This window comes from Acinetobacter sp. NIPH 2699 (assembly GCF_022549355.1).
GTDB lineage: Bacteria > Pseudomonadota > Gammaproteobacteria > Pseudomonadales > Moraxellaceae > Acinetobacter.
In genome coordinates this window covers 1-16,409 of sequence record NZ_JAKZGL010000015.1, presented here as the reverse complement: position 1 = coordinate 16,409, position 16,409 = coordinate 1, and the positions used below count along the sequence as shown (strand labels likewise).

Annotated in this window: 17 protein-coding genes, 1 other RNA gene and 2 pseudogenes; 12 read left to right on the top strand and 8 right to left on the bottom strand. The window is 38.8% G+C overall.

The window, feature by feature from the left end:
- Positions 1 to 8 precede the first annotated feature (8 nt).
- The gene (rsmI, locus tag MMP72_RS13125) at positions 9 to 845 is read left to right on the top strand and encodes a 16S rRNA (cytidine(1402)-2'-O)-methyltransferase (protein WP_241317958.1); all 837 of its coding nucleotides are present in this window, start codon (positions 9 to 11) and stop codon (positions 843 to 845) included.
- Between the two features lie 92 nt (positions 846 to 937).
- Here rsmI and MMP72_RS13120 read toward each other — a convergent pair whose 3' ends face one another.
- Complete coding sequence (locus MMP72_RS13120) at positions 938 to 1,828, bottom strand: LysR family transcriptional regulator ArgP (protein ID WP_241317956.1); 891 nt, start codon at positions 1,826 to 1,828, stop codon at positions 938 to 940.
- 106 nt (positions 1,829 to 1,934) lie between these two features.
- On the opposite strand from MMP72_RS13120, the gene MMP72_RS13115 reads away from it, so the two are divergent.
- On the top strand, positions 1,935 to 2,537 hold the full coding sequence (locus tag MMP72_RS13115; protein ID WP_241317954.1) for a LysE/ArgO family amino acid transporter: 603 nt from the start codon (positions 1,935 to 1,937) through the stop codon (positions 2,535 to 2,537).
- Positions 2,538 to 2,604: 67 nt separating this feature from the next.
- Here the strand turns inward: MMP72_RS13115 and MMP72_RS13110 are convergent, their stop codons facing one another.
- The gene (locus MMP72_RS13110; RefSeq protein ID WP_241317952.1) at positions 2,605 to 3,243 is read right to left on the bottom strand and encodes a cation transporter; all 639 of its coding nucleotides are present in this window, start codon (positions 3,241 to 3,243) and stop codon (positions 2,605 to 2,607) included.
- Between the two features lie 61 nt (positions 3,244 to 3,304).
- Between MMP72_RS13110 and MMP72_RS13105 the strand changes: the two genes are divergently transcribed.
- A complete protein-coding gene (locus MMP72_RS13105; protein WP_241317950.1) occupies positions 3,305 to 3,754 on the top strand; it encodes a MerR family transcriptional regulator in 450 nt (149 codons plus the stop codon).
- A 94-nt stretch (positions 3,755 to 3,848) separates the two neighbouring features.
- On the opposite strand, the gene MMP72_RS13100 is transcribed toward MMP72_RS13105, so the two are convergent.
- The 6 genes from MMP72_RS13100 to MMP72_RS13075 form a co-directional block, all read right to left on the bottom strand.
- Complete coding sequence (locus MMP72_RS13100; RefSeq protein WP_241317948.1) at positions 3,849 to 4,100, bottom strand: hypothetical protein; 252 nt, start codon at positions 4,098 to 4,100, stop codon at positions 3,849 to 3,851.
- Positions 4,101 to 4,533: 433 nt separating this feature from the next.
- A complete protein-coding gene (locus MMP72_RS13095) occupies positions 4,534 to 5,772 on the bottom strand; it encodes an FAD-dependent monooxygenase (protein WP_241317946.1) in 1,239 nt (412 codons plus the stop codon).
- The gene (ubiH, locus tag MMP72_RS13090; protein ID WP_241317944.1) at positions 5,769 to 6,980 is read right to left on the bottom strand and encodes a 2-octaprenyl-6-methoxyphenyl hydroxylase; all 1,212 of its coding nucleotides are present in this window, start codon (positions 6,978 to 6,980) and stop codon (positions 5,769 to 5,771) included. Before ubiH ends, MMP72_RS13095 begins: the two co-directional genes overlap by 4 nt.
- Positions 6,981 to 7,091: 111 nt before the next feature.
- Positions 7,092 to 7,565 carry a hypothetical protein gene (locus MMP72_RS13085; protein ID WP_241317942.1) on the bottom strand — a complete coding sequence of 158 codons (474 nt, stop codon included), beginning with the start codon at positions 7,563 to 7,565 and terminating at the stop codon, positions 7,092 to 7,094.
- Positions 7,566 to 7,618: 53 nt separating this feature from the next.
- Positions 7,619 to 8,944: a Xaa-Pro aminopeptidase gene (pepP, locus tag MMP72_RS13080; RefSeq protein WP_241317941.1), complete on the bottom strand. Its 1,326-nt coding sequence runs from the start codon at positions 8,942 to 8,944 to the stop codon at positions 7,619 to 7,621.
- Positions 8,945 to 9,013: 69 nt separating this feature from the next.
- A complete protein-coding gene (locus MMP72_RS13075) occupies positions 9,014 to 9,646 on the bottom strand; it encodes a UPF0149 family protein (protein ID WP_121929578.1) in 633 nt (210 codons plus the stop codon).
- Between the two features lie 66 nt (positions 9,647 to 9,712).
- Here MMP72_RS13075 and MMP72_RS13070 point away from each other — a divergent pair, with 66 nt between their 5' ends.
- The 9 genes and pseudogenes from MMP72_RS13070 to MMP72_RS13030 all read left to right on the top strand — a co-directional run.
- Positions 9,713 to 10,267 (top strand): hypothetical protein, encoded by a 555-nt coding sequence (locus tag MMP72_RS13070; RefSeq protein WP_004670487.1) that lies wholly within the window; start codon positions 9,713 to 9,715, stop codon positions 10,265 to 10,267.
- A gap of 2 nt (positions 10,268 to 10,269) precedes the next feature.
- Complete coding sequence (locus MMP72_RS13065) at positions 10,270 to 10,557, top strand: cell division protein ZapA (protein WP_004670486.1); 288 nt, start codon at positions 10,270 to 10,272, stop codon at positions 10,555 to 10,557.
- 86 nt (positions 10,558 to 10,643) lie between these two features.
- A non-coding RNA gene (gene ssrS, locus MMP72_RS13060) (6S RNA) lies at positions 10,644 to 10,829 on the top strand.
- A gap of 138 nt (positions 10,830 to 10,967) precedes the next feature.
- On the top strand, positions 10,968 to 12,335 hold the full coding sequence (locus MMP72_RS13055; protein WP_241317939.1) for an integrase family protein: 1,368 nt from the start codon (positions 10,968 to 10,970) through the stop codon (positions 12,333 to 12,335).
- A 442-nt stretch (positions 12,336 to 12,777) separates the two neighbouring features.
- Positions 12,778 to 12,828, top strand: a pseudogene (locus MMP72_RS13050) (hydrolase); the annotation flags it as partial.
- A 328-nt stretch (positions 12,829 to 13,156) separates the two neighbouring features.
- Positions 13,157 to 14,218 (top strand): NucA/NucB deoxyribonuclease domain-containing protein, encoded by a 1,062-nt coding sequence (locus MMP72_RS13045; RefSeq protein WP_241317938.1) that lies wholly within the window; start codon positions 13,157 to 13,159, stop codon positions 14,216 to 14,218.
- A 53-nt stretch (positions 14,219 to 14,271) separates the two neighbouring features.
- The gene (locus MMP72_RS13040; protein ID WP_241317936.1) at positions 14,272 to 15,678 is read left to right on the top strand and encodes a molybdenum cofactor biosysnthesis protein MoeA; all 1,407 of its coding nucleotides are present in this window, start codon (positions 14,272 to 14,274) and stop codon (positions 15,676 to 15,678) included.
- A 316-nt stretch (positions 15,679 to 15,994) separates the two neighbouring features.
- Positions 15,995 to 16,177 (top strand): annotated as a pseudogene (locus MMP72_RS13035) (SOS response-associated peptidase); the annotation flags it as partial.
- 55 nt (positions 16,178 to 16,232) lie between these two features.
- Positions 16,233 to 16,409, top strand: a 177-nt coding sequence (locus MMP72_RS13030) for a transposase (protein ID WP_171478920.1), incomplete at its 3' end; no start/stop codon positions are given.

Here is a 16,409-nt window from a genome sequence, read left to right as displayed (position 1 = left end):
TACCTTTTATGAGTGCTCAATTATTTGTTGTAGCAACCCCGATTGGGCACTTGGATGATATGACTTTCCGTGCAATCGATATTTTAAAATCCGTCTCGGTGGTTGCAGCAGAAGATACTCGTCAATCTGCTCAGTTATTCAAGCACTATAATATCGCAACTCCGCTTACGGCGTGTCATGATCACAACGAAAGTAACAAAATTGATCAACTTCTCCAAAAAATGTTAAAAGGCGAATCAGTTGCTTTAATCAGTGATGCTGGCACGCCCCTTATTAGTGATCCCGGTTTTAAATTGGTTCGTGCTGCGCAAGCACACGGTATTCGCGTTATTCCTGTACCAGGTGCATGTGCGGCTATTGCTGCTTTAAGTGCAGTTGGTTTACCAAGTGATCGTTTTAGTTTTGAAGGGTTTTTACCATCAAAGGCATCGCAGCGTATCATCCAACTCGAAAAACTTAAAAATGAAACGCAAACCTTGATTTTCTATGAAGCACCGCATCGAATCTTAGACAGTATTAAAAATATGGCTCAGGTCTTTGGTGAAGATCGACCCGTTGGTTTTGCACGTGAAATTACCAAAACCTTTGAAACCATCGAAAAAATGACTCTCAAAGAATTGGTCAGTTTTATTGAAAATGATCACAACCAACAAAAAGGCGAAATTGTCGTTGTTGTTGGTGGAGCATTAGAAGTTAAAGACATGGAGCAAGAAAAATTAGACGAGTTACTCAAGCGTTTATTGCAAGATCTCTCGGTCAAAGCTGCATCACAATTGGCTGCGGATTTAACAGGGATTAAAAAGAAAATTGCTTATCAACGTGCTTTGGAGTTGACCCAAGCTTAGTTATGTAAATTCATGCAAGGTAATGAACACTGCATAGCATTACCTTGCATCCCACATACAACATCATAGATTTCTTAGAAAATCCCGAACAACTATATCAATAATTTTTTAGCTGCCTGAACAATCGTTTCGGTCAAGATATCAAGTTGTTTAGACTGCCGTTTCCAGTGGTGCCAATATAAAGGTATGTCGAGTTGAGCTTCTGGCATGATCTCTACAAATGCACCACTGCTTAATAAAGATTGAACCTGAATTTCAGGTGCCATTCCAAAGCCTAAACCGAGTTGAATTGCTTTGACAAATGCATCTGTTGACGGAATAAAATGATAAGGATAACTTTGCATTGGCAATCCGAAACACTTCAATAGCATCTCTGAATGCATCAGATCTTTATGGTTAAAAATCACCGCGGGCGTTTTTCTTAAGCTTTCCCTATTCACCCCCAGTCGAAACCAATACGCAGCAAAATCAGCAGAAGCCAACATTTTATAACGCATTTTGCCTAACGGCTGAGCCAAGCAACCTGACATGACCTGCTCTTCCGCAGAGATACAAGCATTAACCTGTCCTGTTTCTAATAACGTATGCGTATGCGACTGGTCGTCAATTTTTAATTCCAATACGATTTTTTCTTTAAACAGTGTGGGCTGAATACTCGGCAAAAGCCAAGTTGCTAATGAGTCTGCATTTGAAGCCAACGCAATCTTATAAAATTCGGAGTCAGATGTTTTCCCCATCAAACCTTGTAAAAGATTTTGTTCCATGAGCCGCGTATGACGTAAATGCTGCAACAAGGTTTGCCCAGCTTTGGTGAGCACACTTGGTCGGCCACGGATAATTAAAATCTGACCTAAATATTTCTCTAAAGCCTGTACGCGTAACGAGACGGCGGAAGGCGTAATATATAATTGCTCGCCAGCAGCATCAAAACTTCCTGCTTCTGCGACTGCAAGAAAGGCTTCACATTGCTTACTATCTAACATAGAAAAACCTAAATTATTTTTAGCTAAACCTAAATATTCTTAATTTTACTTATTTTGCATTTAAAAGTCAGATAATTCTCACATCTGATTTTTTCGTTTTATTGTCATGCTCTCTCTTAGCGTTTTTATGAAAGGTTTTGGTATTGGCAGCGGCCTCATTGTTGCAATTGGAGCTCAAAATGCATTTGTCCTCAAACAAGGGCTCAAGCAACAATACATATTCTGGTTGTGCTTACTTTGCGCACTCTCTGATTCCATCTTAATTGCACTTGGTGTTTTGGGTTTTGCTGAAATTATGACGACCTCCCCGCTGTTAATTACAGTCGCCAAATATTTAGGTGCGACTTTTTTATTGGTTTACGGCACTAAAGCCTTTTATGGCGCATTTAAAGCCACCCATAGTATGCAACTTGATAGTAACCATCAACAGACTTTGACTCAGGTACTCTTAACAGGTCTTGCCTTTACTTGGCTGAATCCTCATGTTTATGTAGATACCATCGTATTGATTGGATCAGTGGCGACTCAATTTGAGGACAAAATCAGTTTTGCGCTCGGGAGTATTGTAGCTTCATGGATTTTCTTTTTTAGTTTAGGGTATGGCTCAAAGCTCTTAAAACCGTTATTTAGCAATCCAAAAGCTTGGAAAGTTTTAGATTTTATGATCGGCTGTATGATGTGGAGTATTGCAGCATCACTGCTGCTCTAATTCATTTCAAAGCAAAAAAGTATCATGTCGGTATGATACTTTTTTTTGCTGACTATATTAAATTTCTTTATACATTATGACCCATCACCGCTTTTGACTGCTTTCTTTCTCGAAGCGACTGTTTAATCACAGAATATCCAGAAGACACACCCAAATAGGCAATAATAAATGCCACGATTAAATCAGGAAACATCGTTCCAGTTCCAAACACCCCAACTGCGGCAATAATAATCGCTAAATTCGCAATTGCATCATTACGGCTACAAAGCCAAACTGAACGCATATTGGCATCACCTTCACGAAATGCATAAAGCATCAAAGCGACACTAACATTTACAATCAATGCAAGTATACCAATGACGCCCATCAACATCGGCTCAGGAACAACCCCCAGCCACCATGACCAAAGCACTTTAGCGATTACAAACAGGCCAAATGCCGCCATGGTAATCCCTTTAAGTAGTGCCGCAGTTGCTCTCCAATACAAGCTCATAGAGAGCACTGCCAAAGAAATTGCGTAGTTTGCAGCATCACCAGCGAAATCCAGCGCATCTGCCCATAAAGCAACTGAACGTGCATGAGAACCACCAATAATTTCCACAAAAAACATCCCAGCATTCAGAAACAAAGCAATCCACAATGCTTTTCTAAACCTTGGACTAATGATTTGAGTTGAAGGTGTTGTATTACATCCACATCCTGCCATGACTTTTCTCACACTATGTTTTATAGTGATTTAAAACCCTAGAGTAACTCCAGAGTCAAGCATGGTAAATTTTACAATTGGGCAATTGGCAAAAAAGTCAGGCATATCTGTCGATACACTTCGTTATTACGAAAAAATTGGGCTTTTAGAAAAAGTACAACGTACATCAGGAAATTATCGTTATTATTCTGAACAGATACTTTCAGATTTGTTTTTTGTTAAACATTGCCGAGAACTTGGAATCACCATACAGGATATCCAAAGGTTAAAAGATTTAGCAAAAAATCCAAAACAAACCTGTATAGAGGTCGATCATCTCATTGATCAATATCTTGCGGAAATTTCCCAAAAAATTAAAAACTTAGAACATCTGAAGCAAGATTTAGCTCATCTCAAACAGCAATGTTCACAGCATCGTACCATTGAACAATGTGGGATTTTAAAAGAATTAAATCATCCACTTGAATGTGAGCATGAATCGCATCAATACAAAAAAGCATCACATCGATAGACACCCTACCAACCTCCCTTGCTAAAAGGGAGGAGTCCCACTTGAATAAAGATGGGGTGCACTGTGATAACCGCAGTGCAAGGGAGATAAAAACTTAATCTTCGTGTTCACCTGGTGGTACTTCGACAATTCGCCCACCACGTGCTAAAAATGCAGCAACTTCATCTTCTAACGCTTGACGTTGTTTTTGCTTGGCAGTCACCGTTAAGCTTTCTGCTTCTGCAAGATCAATATCATTGGCAGCAGAAGATTCTTCACTATCTGCACCATTTTCGGCAGCTTTTGCCTCATCATCGTCAACAGCAGAATCTTCTGTGTTTTCGTCGTAATCATTTATTTCCGTCATATTACTCTCCCCACAATGACTGATCTTTCATCATCGTTATTTGGTCATCAGAACTTGGTGAAATTTAACAAGCTCTCATCATTTCGCAAAGCACAATATTTGTTAAATCGTATTTTTTTCGACCAAATTCACTCTGATTTATAAATGATTGTTTAAAAAATATCTACTATTTTTTTATAGGGGCTATTGGTACTTCATCCATGCTTGCGTTATAGGCTAAAACAAGGCAAACAAGGCATGAAATGCAGGCAATGGCGAGACCCTTGTCAAGTTTCATAACGAAGTTTGGGGCAGTTTTAGCCATAACCCTACGGGACAGGGACATTTTTTGCCGCTACTGCGTTATGTCTTGCTTACTTAGAGTCACTAAGTTTCACAAGACATGCCTTGTATCGTCTAAAAAACAACCTCTGTCGCAAACATCAGTGAAATATCAATAGCCCCTCGCGTATCTCGTCGCTTGTAAAGTCTTTAATCCATTGGCTTGCTGCATAAAACGATCTTTGAACCAGTCGAATTGCTCGACCTGTTTTAGGCCAAAATTTCTCGCCCAAACAAAGGGAAATAACTCAGAACTTTCCAACCAACCAATCGCAGACATGCTGTGCATCATGGCATCATTCTGCCCTTTACGTTGGTGCTCATAACGCAACAACGTTTGCTCATTTGCCCACACACCACGTTTTAAATCATGCAGTAATACATCACAAAGTACCGCTGCATCTAAGCAACCAATATTGACACCTTGCCCTGCTAAAGGATGAATCACATGTGCCGCATCACCAATCAATGCCAAACCTGATTTTACATAGCGTTGCGCTGCGCGAGCTTTGAGTGGAAACTGTGCGCGTGAACGTACATCAACCACCTCACCCAGCATGTGTAAGCTTTCATGGGCCAACAACTGCATAAATTCCTGATCAGAGAATGCTGAATATTCATCGGCATAATCATCTGGCAAGCTCCAAACAATCGACTGCCAATAGCCATTTTCTTGTGGATCAAGACTTGCCATTGGCAAATAAGCAAGCGGTCCTGTCGGTAGGAAAATCTGCCGTGCAACATATTGATTCGGTTGTGCTGTTTTAATCGCACAACTGATCGCAGCCTGTTGATAGTCCAATATATCTAAATCAATATAAGCCTGTTCACGCACAAATGAGTTGGCCCCATCTGCACCAATCAATAATTTGGTTTTTAGCGTCGTGCCATCAGCGAGTTGAATCAACCAACCTTGTGGAATGTGTTCGATACGAACAACTTTGACTTGAGTGCGGTAGTCTTTGAGTCGCTGTAGCATCTTTTGTTGAATCGCAACATTCAAAACACTCGGTTCAACCATTGAGCCTAAAGCTTGATCTGGATTCGGTTGCTGTTTAGATGCATGTCCAAAATTGATTTCACCATAGCCATTTTTATTCCAGACTTGCATGCCTGAATATGGCATTTGACGCGCTAAATCATCCCAGACATCGACTGTTTTCAGCAAATGAATGGTAGCTTGACTGAGTGCTAATACTCGTGGATTCATTACCCCAAGCGTTTTGTCTTGATCAAGTATAGGTGCAGCATCTAATACTGTCGCTTGCACGCCACCTTGGGCTAACAGCAACGCGGTTAAACCACCAACTAATCCACCACCAACGATGACCACATCTAACATTTCACTCATGCTTTTAGTCCCATCGCATAGTTGGCAACCAAAGGCTTAATCCCCGGAATTACATCAAATGCAACCAAACCTGTATTGCGTATTAATTTTAGAATTGGGTTTTGATTGCTAAAACCGCGCACTACTGAATCACAGAACTTAATCACGCGTTGCTGATCCTTCAAACGAGCTTGTTCATAGGCAAGGAGGTTTTCTGGGTTGCCAATATCATCAGATTTGACAAGTTGCTCAGTTAAGAAGCGGACCAATACATCTGCATCACGCAAACACAAATTAAAGCCTTGCCCTGCAACAGGGTGAATGGTGTGTGCTGCATTTCCCATCAACACCACACGCCCAACCGCTTGTTTATCTGCTAAGACTTGAGACAATGGATAACTAAAACGCTTACCTGTTTTTTCAAATTTGCCTGCACGATCACCATAAGTTTCTTGCAAGGCATCGAGGAAATGTTGGTCATTTTCCTCACCTAACCATTCAGCCTCAGTGCCTTTTTTCACTGGCCACACCACGGAACGGCGATACTCACCCGGCAATGGCAATAATGCCAATGGTCCTAAAGCACTAAAACGTTCAAAGCCGACTTGTTGATGTGGCTTAGAGGTTTGTACGGTAGTGACGATTGCCACTTGGTCATAATCATGTTCATCTACGCCCACGCCTATCGCTTGTCGACAGAATGAATCACGACCATCCGCAGCAATCACGAGCTTGGATTTTAAGGAATGAATATATTCACCATTTCGTATGGCTTCAATTTGCACATGATCTGCATCTTGCGTTAGCGATGTCACTTGTACGCCATCAATCAGCTCAATCAATGGCTGCTGACGGACTTGAGTCAGCAATACACGACCCAACCAAGCATTCTCAATGACTTGTCCAAAGCTTTCTACCTTTTCTTGTTCGGCAATTAAGCGAGCCTTACCAAAGCTACCCTGTTCAGTGATATGGACTTGAAGAATTGGCGTTGCATGTTGTTGCAAGGCATCCCACAAACCTAGTTTTTGGTAAATCTGCACACTACGGCGTGACAATGCAGTATTTCTTGCATCAAAACTAGAATGATAAGGCGCAAGGTTTTCATCGTCATAATTTGGATATTTCACAGCTTCTAATAGCTTTACCTCGATATTAGATTTTGCCAACATTAAAGCAAGGCTGAGTCCAACCATACCCCCACCGACAATGATGACTTGTTGCTGCATAATATTATTCCTTATCAGTTTTTCATGATTTGACGTTTCGGGACTATCTTACTCTAACTCAACTCAGGAAGGGAATTTGTACTTTGTTTGGTCTGTGTTTTTAAAATTACCCTACATTTTGGAAACATTACATTCTTTCTGTTGAATTTGTTCTAACCTTTTTTGATCAACAAGACTGATCTGTTTTACTGCTGTAAAATAACCAAATACAGTAAAAGCAAGTACACCCACACACCAAATTAAAAAGAAATAACAACGCCAAGTTGCCCGAAAACCATACACATACTTTGTTTTATTCATTACTTTTTTATTAGGTAAAGGATATTGTTTTAATCTATAAATTTTTAACATATCCCTTCCTTGTATCAAAACAACCATCAAAAGCATTAATAGAGGGGCAAATACCCCCATTCCATACCAAAGCGTATGCCAACCATATGGATTACATAGAATCCAATTGCTTTCTTTCAGCCATGGAAAAAAAAGTTGATCTAAAATCAGATATAGAGGTATTGCCCATAAGCAATGTAAAGTAATAATTTTGATTCTTTCTTTAAAGGTATATTGTGGTGCATATTCACTCATTATTATTCTCTTAAATATAAAAATGGGCTTAATCGATTAGCCCATTTTTATGATTATGCTTTCACCTGACCCACCAAACTTTCAATTTCCTCAACGGTTTTCACCACGTTTTTAGTGAGAACGAGTGGACCATTTTCAGTCACTACAATATCATCTTCGATACGAATACCGATACCACGCCACTTAGCATCAACCGTTTCATCATCTGGTGCAACATATAAGCCCGGCTCAACTGTGACCACCATACCTGCTTCATAAGCACGCCAGTCTTCCCCAATTTTGTAGGCACCGACATCATGCACATCCATACCGAGCCAATGACCTGTCCCATGCATGAAGAATTGACGGAAAGCTTCGCTTTCAACCAACTCTTCTACATCACCATTGAGTAGACCAAGATCAACCAAACCTTGAGTTAAAATCTTTACAGCGACTTCATGCGGATATTTATAATTATTGCCAATACGGGTGGCATCGATTGCAGCAAGCTGGGCATCTAAAACAATATTGTAAAGTGCTTTTTGCTCTCGACTAAATTTACCATTTACAGGGAATGTACGGGTAATGTCTGAGGCATAGCATTCATACTCACAAGCCGCATCAATTAAAACCAGATCACCATCTTTTAATGGCTTATTATTCTCAACGTAGTGCAAGATACAGGCATTTTCACCACCGCCAACAATACTGTTATACGCTGGCACACAGCCATTTTTACCAAAGATATAATTCAGTTCCGCTTCGAGTGCGTATTCCATCATCTCAGGTTTAACCGTTTGCATGGCACGGGTATGCGCTTCTGCGCTGATATTCGATGCGATCTGCATCAGTTCAATTTCGTGCGCTGATTTTTTCAAACGCATTTCATCCACAATACGATCAAGTTGGATCATTTCAGCAGGTGCAGTACCACCACGACGCTGTTGTGCGTCCACTTTCTGAATCCATTGGCTTACTTTCGCATCAAATTCAGCATTTTGCCCCATACGATAGTAAAGACGCTGTTTATTTAACAACTTCTCGATAATTTCTTCATCTAATAAATCAATTGCATAAGCTTCATCTGCATCATAGATTTCAATTGCGCCGTCGACTCCCGCACGATAGCCATTCCAGATTTCCATTTCACGGTTACGTTCACGACAGAACAGGCTATAGCTATATTCTTCACCTTCTTCAAAGGTTTCAATAATGGCAACTGCTTCTGGCTCTGCAAATCCAGTGAGATAATAAAAACTACTGTCTGCACGATATTTATAATCAGCATCACGATTACGATACATTTCTGCTCGGGTCGCAATCACGGCAATGCTATTACTGCCCATTTTCTCAGCGAGAAGATCGCGGCGTTGTTTAAAATCTGCTTGATTGAGTTTCATATCGCCCTACTGATGAAGATGAAGGATTGTAAGTATCTTTAATGATAAAGTTTCAAGGCAGCGCCCGAGTTAACTCGGACGATGTGGGGTAAACATTTCAACGACTGTTTGTGGATCAACTGCGGTATCTTGGTTTCTGCTTTTCGCATGAAAGTTTTGTAACAAAGAACTTTCAGCCACAGGCGTTTTTGTACGACCAATAGATAAACTGACAGGAATTAGACGTACGAATTCATACAGTTCCAGATAACTTTCTTCACCTTCTTCATCATTATCTGAATCTTCAAACTCAACGGCTGCAACTTCTTGTAAATGTTCAATCAGCTCTTGTTCATCTCCACGAATACGACCGCAAGCTAAACCAAAACCTAATACAACCCCTGCACACCAATCTGCTAATGCAGTGACACGCTCTTCGAGCACATGGGTATCATCTGGCAACATCGGTAAATAATCCAGTTCATCATCAGATAAGGCATGCGATACGTCATCAGCCTCATCAGTCAAACTTTGTAATGCTTCAGCGGTTAAAGCAGGTACATTTAAGGTGTTTAAGATTTGTGACCATTCATCAGTTGTCGGCGCTTGTGTCACACAAACTATACCTGTTAGCAACCCATGTAACTCACTTGGGCTTGAAATCTCTTCAATCCCTTGAAAATGAGCATTCCATTCGTTCCAACCTGAAATATCGTCTTGCATTCGTTTATCCAACCTCTATACTGCTGTATATATTACCTTTGATTGCAACTCTGTGCGACCTTCGTTATGTTAGAACAATTACAGCGTCTACAAGCGCATATTGGCGTATTAAAAACACGCCTACGCCATATAGAGCGAGAAAACACATCGCTTACTGAAGCTAAACAATTAGCTGCAACTGAACATCATGCACAAATTGTGCAGAAGAATAGCATCATCACGCAAAAACAGGATGAAGTTGATAACTTAACTGAACAACTGACTCAGTTACAAGATCAATTTAAACAACTGAATAATGATGCAACAACTTTAGCTGAACGCTATAGCCGTTTAGAGAAAAGTACCACGGATTTAAAAAACCGCTTCCAAGAAATCTTGGCTGAGCGTAATGATTTGCGCGTAATGAAAGAAAAGTTACAAGCGCAACAACGTAATAATCAGCAAGAAATCCAAGATCTACAACAAGATCGTGACCGCTTATTACAAAAAAATGAATTAGCGAAGGCTAAAGTTGAAGCAATTATTCAACGTCTCGCAATTTTAGGCACAGCACAAGATCAACATGCACAAGAAATTCAGCAGCTTGCCCACCCGATTGCTGAAACTCACGAGGAATCTTAATCATGAGTGAACCTATCGTTGTTGAACTACGTTTAATTGAACAGACTTTTCGCTTAAATACGACTGAAGATAAACGTGAAGAGTTAGAACGCGCTGCTGAATTGCTCAATCAAAAATTTCATGACATGCGTCGAAGTGCGCCACGTGTAGAACACAATAAGTTAGTCATTATGGTTGCACTACAAATGGCTCAGGAAGTATTTGCTTTAAATAAATCTTTACAGCAATACGCACACTGTGAACACCTGCTCCAAACGATTTTGGAAGATGTAGAGCAAACTGTTCAATAAACATGGTGATTGCACAAAGCCTCATCAATTAGTAAGTATCTTTACATGCAAACATTGTCATCAGGTTAAGATCAGTTATACTAAGTCTATCTCTAGGATGTTCGCCAGCGGGTCCGATTCCCCTGAGCCGATATCATCACTTTAGGATGGTGTTCTGTATATTTAGAGTGTATGTCTGCCCCGTGCAGAAAACCCAGCAAGTATGCGGCGCCCTCCACCTTGAACTTTAGGGTTCAAGGGTAACGACATGCAGCGGCATCTCTGGAGTGTTTTATTTAATTAAATAATAACAACTTCCCCTCCATTTATGTACCATTTTTAATAGACTTCATTTACTAAATAGACTCTTAATAGACTTCTCAATTATTGTGTTGTATCGTTGGGTATTGCTTTGTATTACTTGCATCTAAATGGCTCATCACATCAAATTTACAAAAACAGTAATAGACACCATCCCCTTCTCTGAAGATAAACAAGTCTTTTATCGAGATACTGTAACTATTGGCTTTGGTTTGTGCGTTGGAAAAACCAAGAGTTATTTCGCTGAGAAAAAAATGCCAACGGGCAAGTCTAAGCGCAAAGTAATTGGGAAACATGGTGTTTATACATTGGATCAGGCAAGAGCTGAGGCCAAAAGACTGTTAATAATGATGGATGAGGGTATAGATCCGGTTCAGAAAAAACGTAATTTTCGTGAAAATGCCATACAGTCGAATGCTTTACAAAAGCAAATCCCAACACTTGGCGAAGCTTTTGAAATTTATAAAGACAATAAGAAGCTTTCTGATTCTTCAATTACTGCATATACCTCATGCGTGAATGATTATTTTGCTGATTGGAAAAATATCCAGCTTCATAAAATCACAAAGAAGATGGTTATTGATCGTCATGCTGAATTATCAAAAAGAAGCCCAGCACAGGCTAATCTAGCAGCCAAGTTTCTACATGCGCTTTTTAACTTGGTTATCCTTCGTTTCCTTGATGATTCGGGAAATAAAATTCTGAGTATTGAAAACCCTGTAAAGATCGTCAAAGAACAAAAGGCAATGAATAAGATTAAACGGCGTAGGAGCTACATCCGTTCTGATCAGCATGAAGAATGGGCACTTGCTGTTGCTACCACCTACCATTTAGGTGAGCAAAACAATGATTATCGTGCCTATACAAACCAAGATTATTTTTTTATGTTGGCTTTGACAGGTTTTAGACGCAATGAAGCAGAATCAGCCGAATGGGAAAATGTCGATTTAAAGTTTGGCACAATCAAAGTAAAAGACACAAAAAATGGTGAAGACTTATTGTTACCAATGGGCGATATTCTGTGGTATTTGATGCGGGAACGCAAAAAGAGAGCCACACCAGGTAACAAATACATTTTCCAAGAACGTTCGGGAGATGGCCATATTATTGATAGACGCGGTGCAAAAGAGAAAATAATTGAAAACTCTGGCATTTCATTCACATTTCATGACTTGAGAAGAACATTTAGTACGGTCGCAAACAGTCTTGCAATTGGTAGCTATACAATTAAACGCCTCATCAATCACACCAGTGAAGATAATGATAATGATGTGACTGACGGCTATGTGCAGGTCTCATTTGATGACTTACGCAAAGCAATGAACATGATTGAGGATGTAATCATTCCTGAAAGCGTGCGTGATTTAATAAGAAAGAGAATTTTTATGGAGAAGGGAAACAATAGGAATGCCCAAAAATACTGGATTGAAGAGACTCAAGAAATACTAAATAATTTTCTAAAAAACAATTTAGTTTAATTGGCATGCAATTAAATAATATTTAAAAGGGTTTTCTGTCTGACTCTTTCAGCCACTGATTTCGACCCAATCTACTAAAAAAAGAAGAATAGTCATGTGCACAAACAACAAACCTTTTGCCACAAGCCGCACTCAACTACTAAATTGGGGCATCATTTGACTATTAAACCGATGAACTACCTATCCATGATGAATCCATAATCTTCTACCAAAGAGTGTTGGGAGTAGTGGTCTACTCGTTTTAGCCTTTGAGTTTTATAGGAGTCTTCCTGCTCTTTACTGAAAGTCATTGAATCATGTTTTATTTTTTATGCTGTGGCTACTCAACCAGAGGTGAACCATCAAACGGCGATTAAGACATATGCTCAGTATGTTTCTGAGAGGATAACCCTGTACAAGTAAAGACAATTATTGGCGTGTTGGTGCAAAGGCAACATCACTAAACGAAGCCCGTGAAAACTATAAAAAGTATGGAGCTATGGAGGAACGTTAAGGATGTGAGAAAGCCGAAGTATGAGGAGATTCCTAAGATTTTAAAAAGTTCTTATTAAGATTTTCAGAAAAATTATAGATTATTATGTAGATAAATTTAATTATAAATTATTCAATAAAATCACCTATAAATACATGATAAATAATGTAGTTTTTTCTTAACAAAACCATAACTCGATTAAAAATAAAATAAAAAATAAATTTAAGTTATTAATTTTAATAAACTATTTTACATATTTATTTTTATTCTTTATCATATTTCCTGATTTCAAGATAATTAAAATTATTTATTTTGAAATTATTTTTTTAATTAAATTACTGGAAATTTCATGTTAAATATAACAAAATATATAATAGCTTTAGCCACTGTATTTACAGTAACTGATAGTTACGCTGCTAGTGCTTTAGATGTTTCACCAATTTGTAAAACAGTTGGAAAGGATTTAGATAGCTATATAAATCGAGGGTCACATTGCCTGATATCAGACCAAGGTGAAATTCCTTTAACTGATGCAAAAGGACTAAACGTTGGAACGGCTAAAATTACTGCTTATGTTTATTCTGACAATCCAAAAAATGCATTAACTTGGACTTATAAGTACAAGTTACGTACGCAAATCATTGGGAAAGCTGGGGACTCTTTAAAGGTACGTCCAGAATTATATTGTTATGATTGTACTGTAAAGACCGTTTACGGTAATCCAATTAATTTAGTAAATGGCCTATCCGCTGAATCAACCACAACATTTACCCCATCTAACTCAGCTTTAGCAGATCAAAACCCATTATTTTTATCTCCAAGTGTTCGGTTTCAAATCGTGAAATCGAAAGAATCTTTTGATAATGCTGCAAATTTTGAACCAGGTATTTATAATCCTAGTGTGCGTTGTGATATTGGAAAGGCTAAAGCGAATACAAAGGGATGTGTATACCCTACCGCACCTGCTGTTATGACAACAATTAAGCTTACTGATCCTGACGTTGATGAATCGGCAAAGCATATCAAAGAAGCATTTCTTGCAGGTAAACCTGGTCAATTCATTGCAGCCTCTCCTAATTCTATTTTTAGAAGTTCAAGTGCAAGACCATTAACCCGTCTTAGAGATGCTGCGCAGCGTAAAGCTAACCGGGCTGAATCGGTAAAAATGTGTAAAGTTAAATATGGTCCAAGTGTTGGTTCAAAGTGCTTCTTTACGGGTGATTCTGATGAAGTAGCAACTGATTGTGATTGTGATGAGTTTCCTTTTGCAGCAACTAATCAAGGTGGAACTGATGCATCTGTTAAAAAGATTGATGCATCTGACAATCGTAGAGCTGGTAGTCGTTTAGGTACTTTCTTTAATGCCGAAAGGGTTCTTGATGGCGATGAATTTTTTCTAAATGTTGATTAACTATTAATTTAAAGAGGTATCTCGAATTAGAGTTACCTCTTGGGCTTATATTTATGCACAAACTTCCAGTACCAGAAGATCTTCCATATGATCTAACTACAATTTTCTATCGCCTTTTTATGCAGCTTCCTCTAGGTGAGTTAAAGGATACTGTTGATTTAGAAACAGCACTTAATCAAGTAAATGCAAGTGATGTTTATGCCTTACAAGAATATCCAGCTAATAATCTTTCAGCTTACACAGGTTGGTCAATTAACTCAGAATCGACTCAAACAGCAAGTAAACAACATCCTGTATTTATTGATCGCTTATACTGCTGGGGGCAGCAACTCTATCGATCAGTGAACCCATATAAACTGGATCTAAGAGGTGAAAATCTACTCAGAATTCCACAATATACGAAATTACCTGAATCTGTTGATGCCATTATTCCAGAAGACGATGAGCGTTTAGATGTTTCTGATTACGATAATAAAAAAATTATAGCGCCAATACCTGCAATGCAAGGCATCATTCAACAAGGAAGCGTAATTGAACAAGGTGATCTGATCTTAGCTAAAAATGAGAAAATCTCACCAGAAAAATTGATTGCTCTAAGGCGGGCTGGAGTTAAAGAACTCACAATTTATAGAGATCCACGAATTCTCGTTGTTAGTATGCATACCTTTGACGACGAGCATACCCTTTGTGAAGAAAGCTTGTATGTTAAAGACTTATTGAAAACGTGGGGCTATAAGCAGGTCGAGATAAAACGGCTTAAACCACAGCGTTATGATTCTGCATTTAATAGTCTTAAGAAGGAAGAAGATCCTACTTTAGATGATACATTAACAACAAATTGGGCCGATTATAATCAATTTTTTGAAGATCATATTCCTAATTTTGATGTGATGATTCTATGTTCGCATAAGGACTTTGGTGGTTCAGTATTTTCAATTGGTGGGCTTACTGCCTTTGATCCTGGTAGTACGACCTCAAATTTCCAAACACGTTCTATCCCTGCTAATGAAATGAGCATCATTAGAAGTATGCCTAGAACACCTCCTGTACGCGAAACGATTCAACTTTACGATGATCAGGGTAACCATAAAGGCTCAAAATTCATCACTACAGAAGATAAGACGACGATCATTAATTTACCCGGTGATATGCAAGATATTGCCTTACTCATGCATTTCATGGTGAAGTATATTTTAAATAAACATGACCCCGACTTTCTCAACAAAATATTTATAAAAGGTCGTGCCAAACAAAAAATTGAGACTGATCAAACTAAGAGAAAATTGTTATGGGGCAAATATCAGTTGCAAGATAATGGTCAATATTCATTAGAGATCGTTGAAAAACAGCAAACATATCAGGTAGAACCTTTTCTTACTGCAAATTGTATTGTGATTGTCCCATTTGCAGAGCAGCCAATACAATCAAATGAAGTGATTCATTTTATAAAGATTGATTAACTGTAAATTTAGAAATCAACTCTATGAAATGTATAAAAACCATAACCCTTAAGTTATGGTTTTTTTTATTATTGAATTTCGTCATTTATTCTTGATTGGAATCGACCTCGCGATATATGATCAATGGAATCACTGAGCCCTTCCAGTGATAAATTACTTTTTTAAGAACAACTCACGTTCGACTAAACGGCGTAGAAAAGTTACCGAAAATTTACCAACTTCCATCATTTAAATGCAAATAATCTATCACAATCAACTTCTTATTGAGATAACCTATTCATTATAAAAGTATGCACTCTTTACAATGGAGCTAATTATGTGTGCAAACTATGAACCAATTGCAAAAAGCCGCGCTCAATTACTTAATTTGTTTGAGCCTACATTCGACTATAAAACCGATATTTTTCCCGCTCATAATGGCCCTATCATCATCTCAACAGATCGGGGTTTAGAGTGGCGGTCTGCCCGCTTTGGCTTGGTGCCAAACTGGGCAGATAATCGGCTTTGTTGCACAAACCTATCTGTAAAGGCTTTTTCAGCGATATAATTTTCAAATGAAGAAGCCTACACACAAAATCTACCGCACAACCAATTGGCCCGCATATAACCGAGCACTTATGAGTCGCGGAAATATTGCCATTTGGTTTGATCCTGCTACGCAATGGTATGCTCCATCAAAAGGCAAACAAGGGCGAAATCAAACCTACTCCGACGCAGCCATCCAATGCTGC

Bases quoted from the DNA above. Each gene is read 5' to 3' on its own strand.
- rsmI (WP_241317958.1), top strand. From the start codon at position 9: ATGAGTGCTCAATTATTTGTTGTAGCAACCCCGATTGGGCACTTGGAT.
- MMP72_RS13120 (WP_241317956.1), bottom strand. From the start codon at position 1,828: ATGTTAGATAGTAAGCAATGTGAAGCCTTTCTTGCAGTCGCAGAAGCA.
- MMP72_RS13115 (WP_241317954.1), top strand. From the start codon at position 1,935: ATGCTCTCTCTTAGCGTTTTTATGAAAGGTTTTGGTATTGGCAGCGGC.
- MMP72_RS13110 (WP_241317952.1), bottom strand. From the start codon at position 3,243: ATGGCAGGATGTGGATGTAATACAACACCTTCAACTCAAATCATTAGT.
- MMP72_RS13105 (WP_241317950.1), top strand. From the start codon at position 3,305: ATGGTAAATTTTACAATTGGGCAATTGGCAAAAAAGTCAGGCATATCT.
- MMP72_RS13100 (WP_241317948.1), bottom strand. From the start codon at position 4,100: ATGACGGAAATAAATGATTACGACGAAAACACAGAAGATTCTGCTGTT.
- MMP72_RS13095 (WP_241317946.1), bottom strand. From the start codon at position 5,772: ATGAGTGAAATGTTAGATGTGGTCATCGTTGGTGGTGGATTAGTTGGT.
- ubiH (WP_241317944.1), bottom strand. From the start codon at position 6,980: ATGCAGCAACAAGTCATCATTGTCGGTGGGGGTATGGTTGGACTCAGC.
- MMP72_RS13085 (WP_241317942.1), bottom strand. From the start codon at position 7,565: ATGAGTGAATATGCACCACAATATACCTTTAAAGAAAGAATCAAAATT.
- pepP (WP_241317941.1), bottom strand. From the start codon at position 8,944: ATGAAACTCAATCAAGCAGATTTTAAACAACGCCGCGATCTTCTCGCT.
- MMP72_RS13075 (WP_121929578.1), bottom strand. From the start codon at position 9,646: ATGCAAGACGATATTTCAGGTTGGAACGAATGGAATGCTCATTTTCAA.
- MMP72_RS13070 (WP_004670487.1), top strand. From the start codon at position 9,713: ATGTTAGAACAATTACAGCGTCTACAAGCGCATATTGGCGTATTAAAA.
- MMP72_RS13065 (WP_004670486.1), top strand. From the start codon at position 10,270: ATGAGTGAACCTATCGTTGTTGAACTACGTTTAATTGAACAGACTTTT.
- MMP72_RS13055 (WP_241317939.1), top strand. From the start codon at position 10,968: ATGGCTCATCACATCAAATTTACAAAAACAGTAATAGACACCATCCCC.
- MMP72_RS13045 (WP_241317938.1), top strand. From the start codon at position 13,157: ATGTTAAATATAACAAAATATATAATAGCTTTAGCCACTGTATTTACA.
- MMP72_RS13040 (WP_241317936.1), top strand. From the start codon at position 14,272: ATGCACAAACTTCCAGTACCAGAAGATCTTCCATATGATCTAACTACA.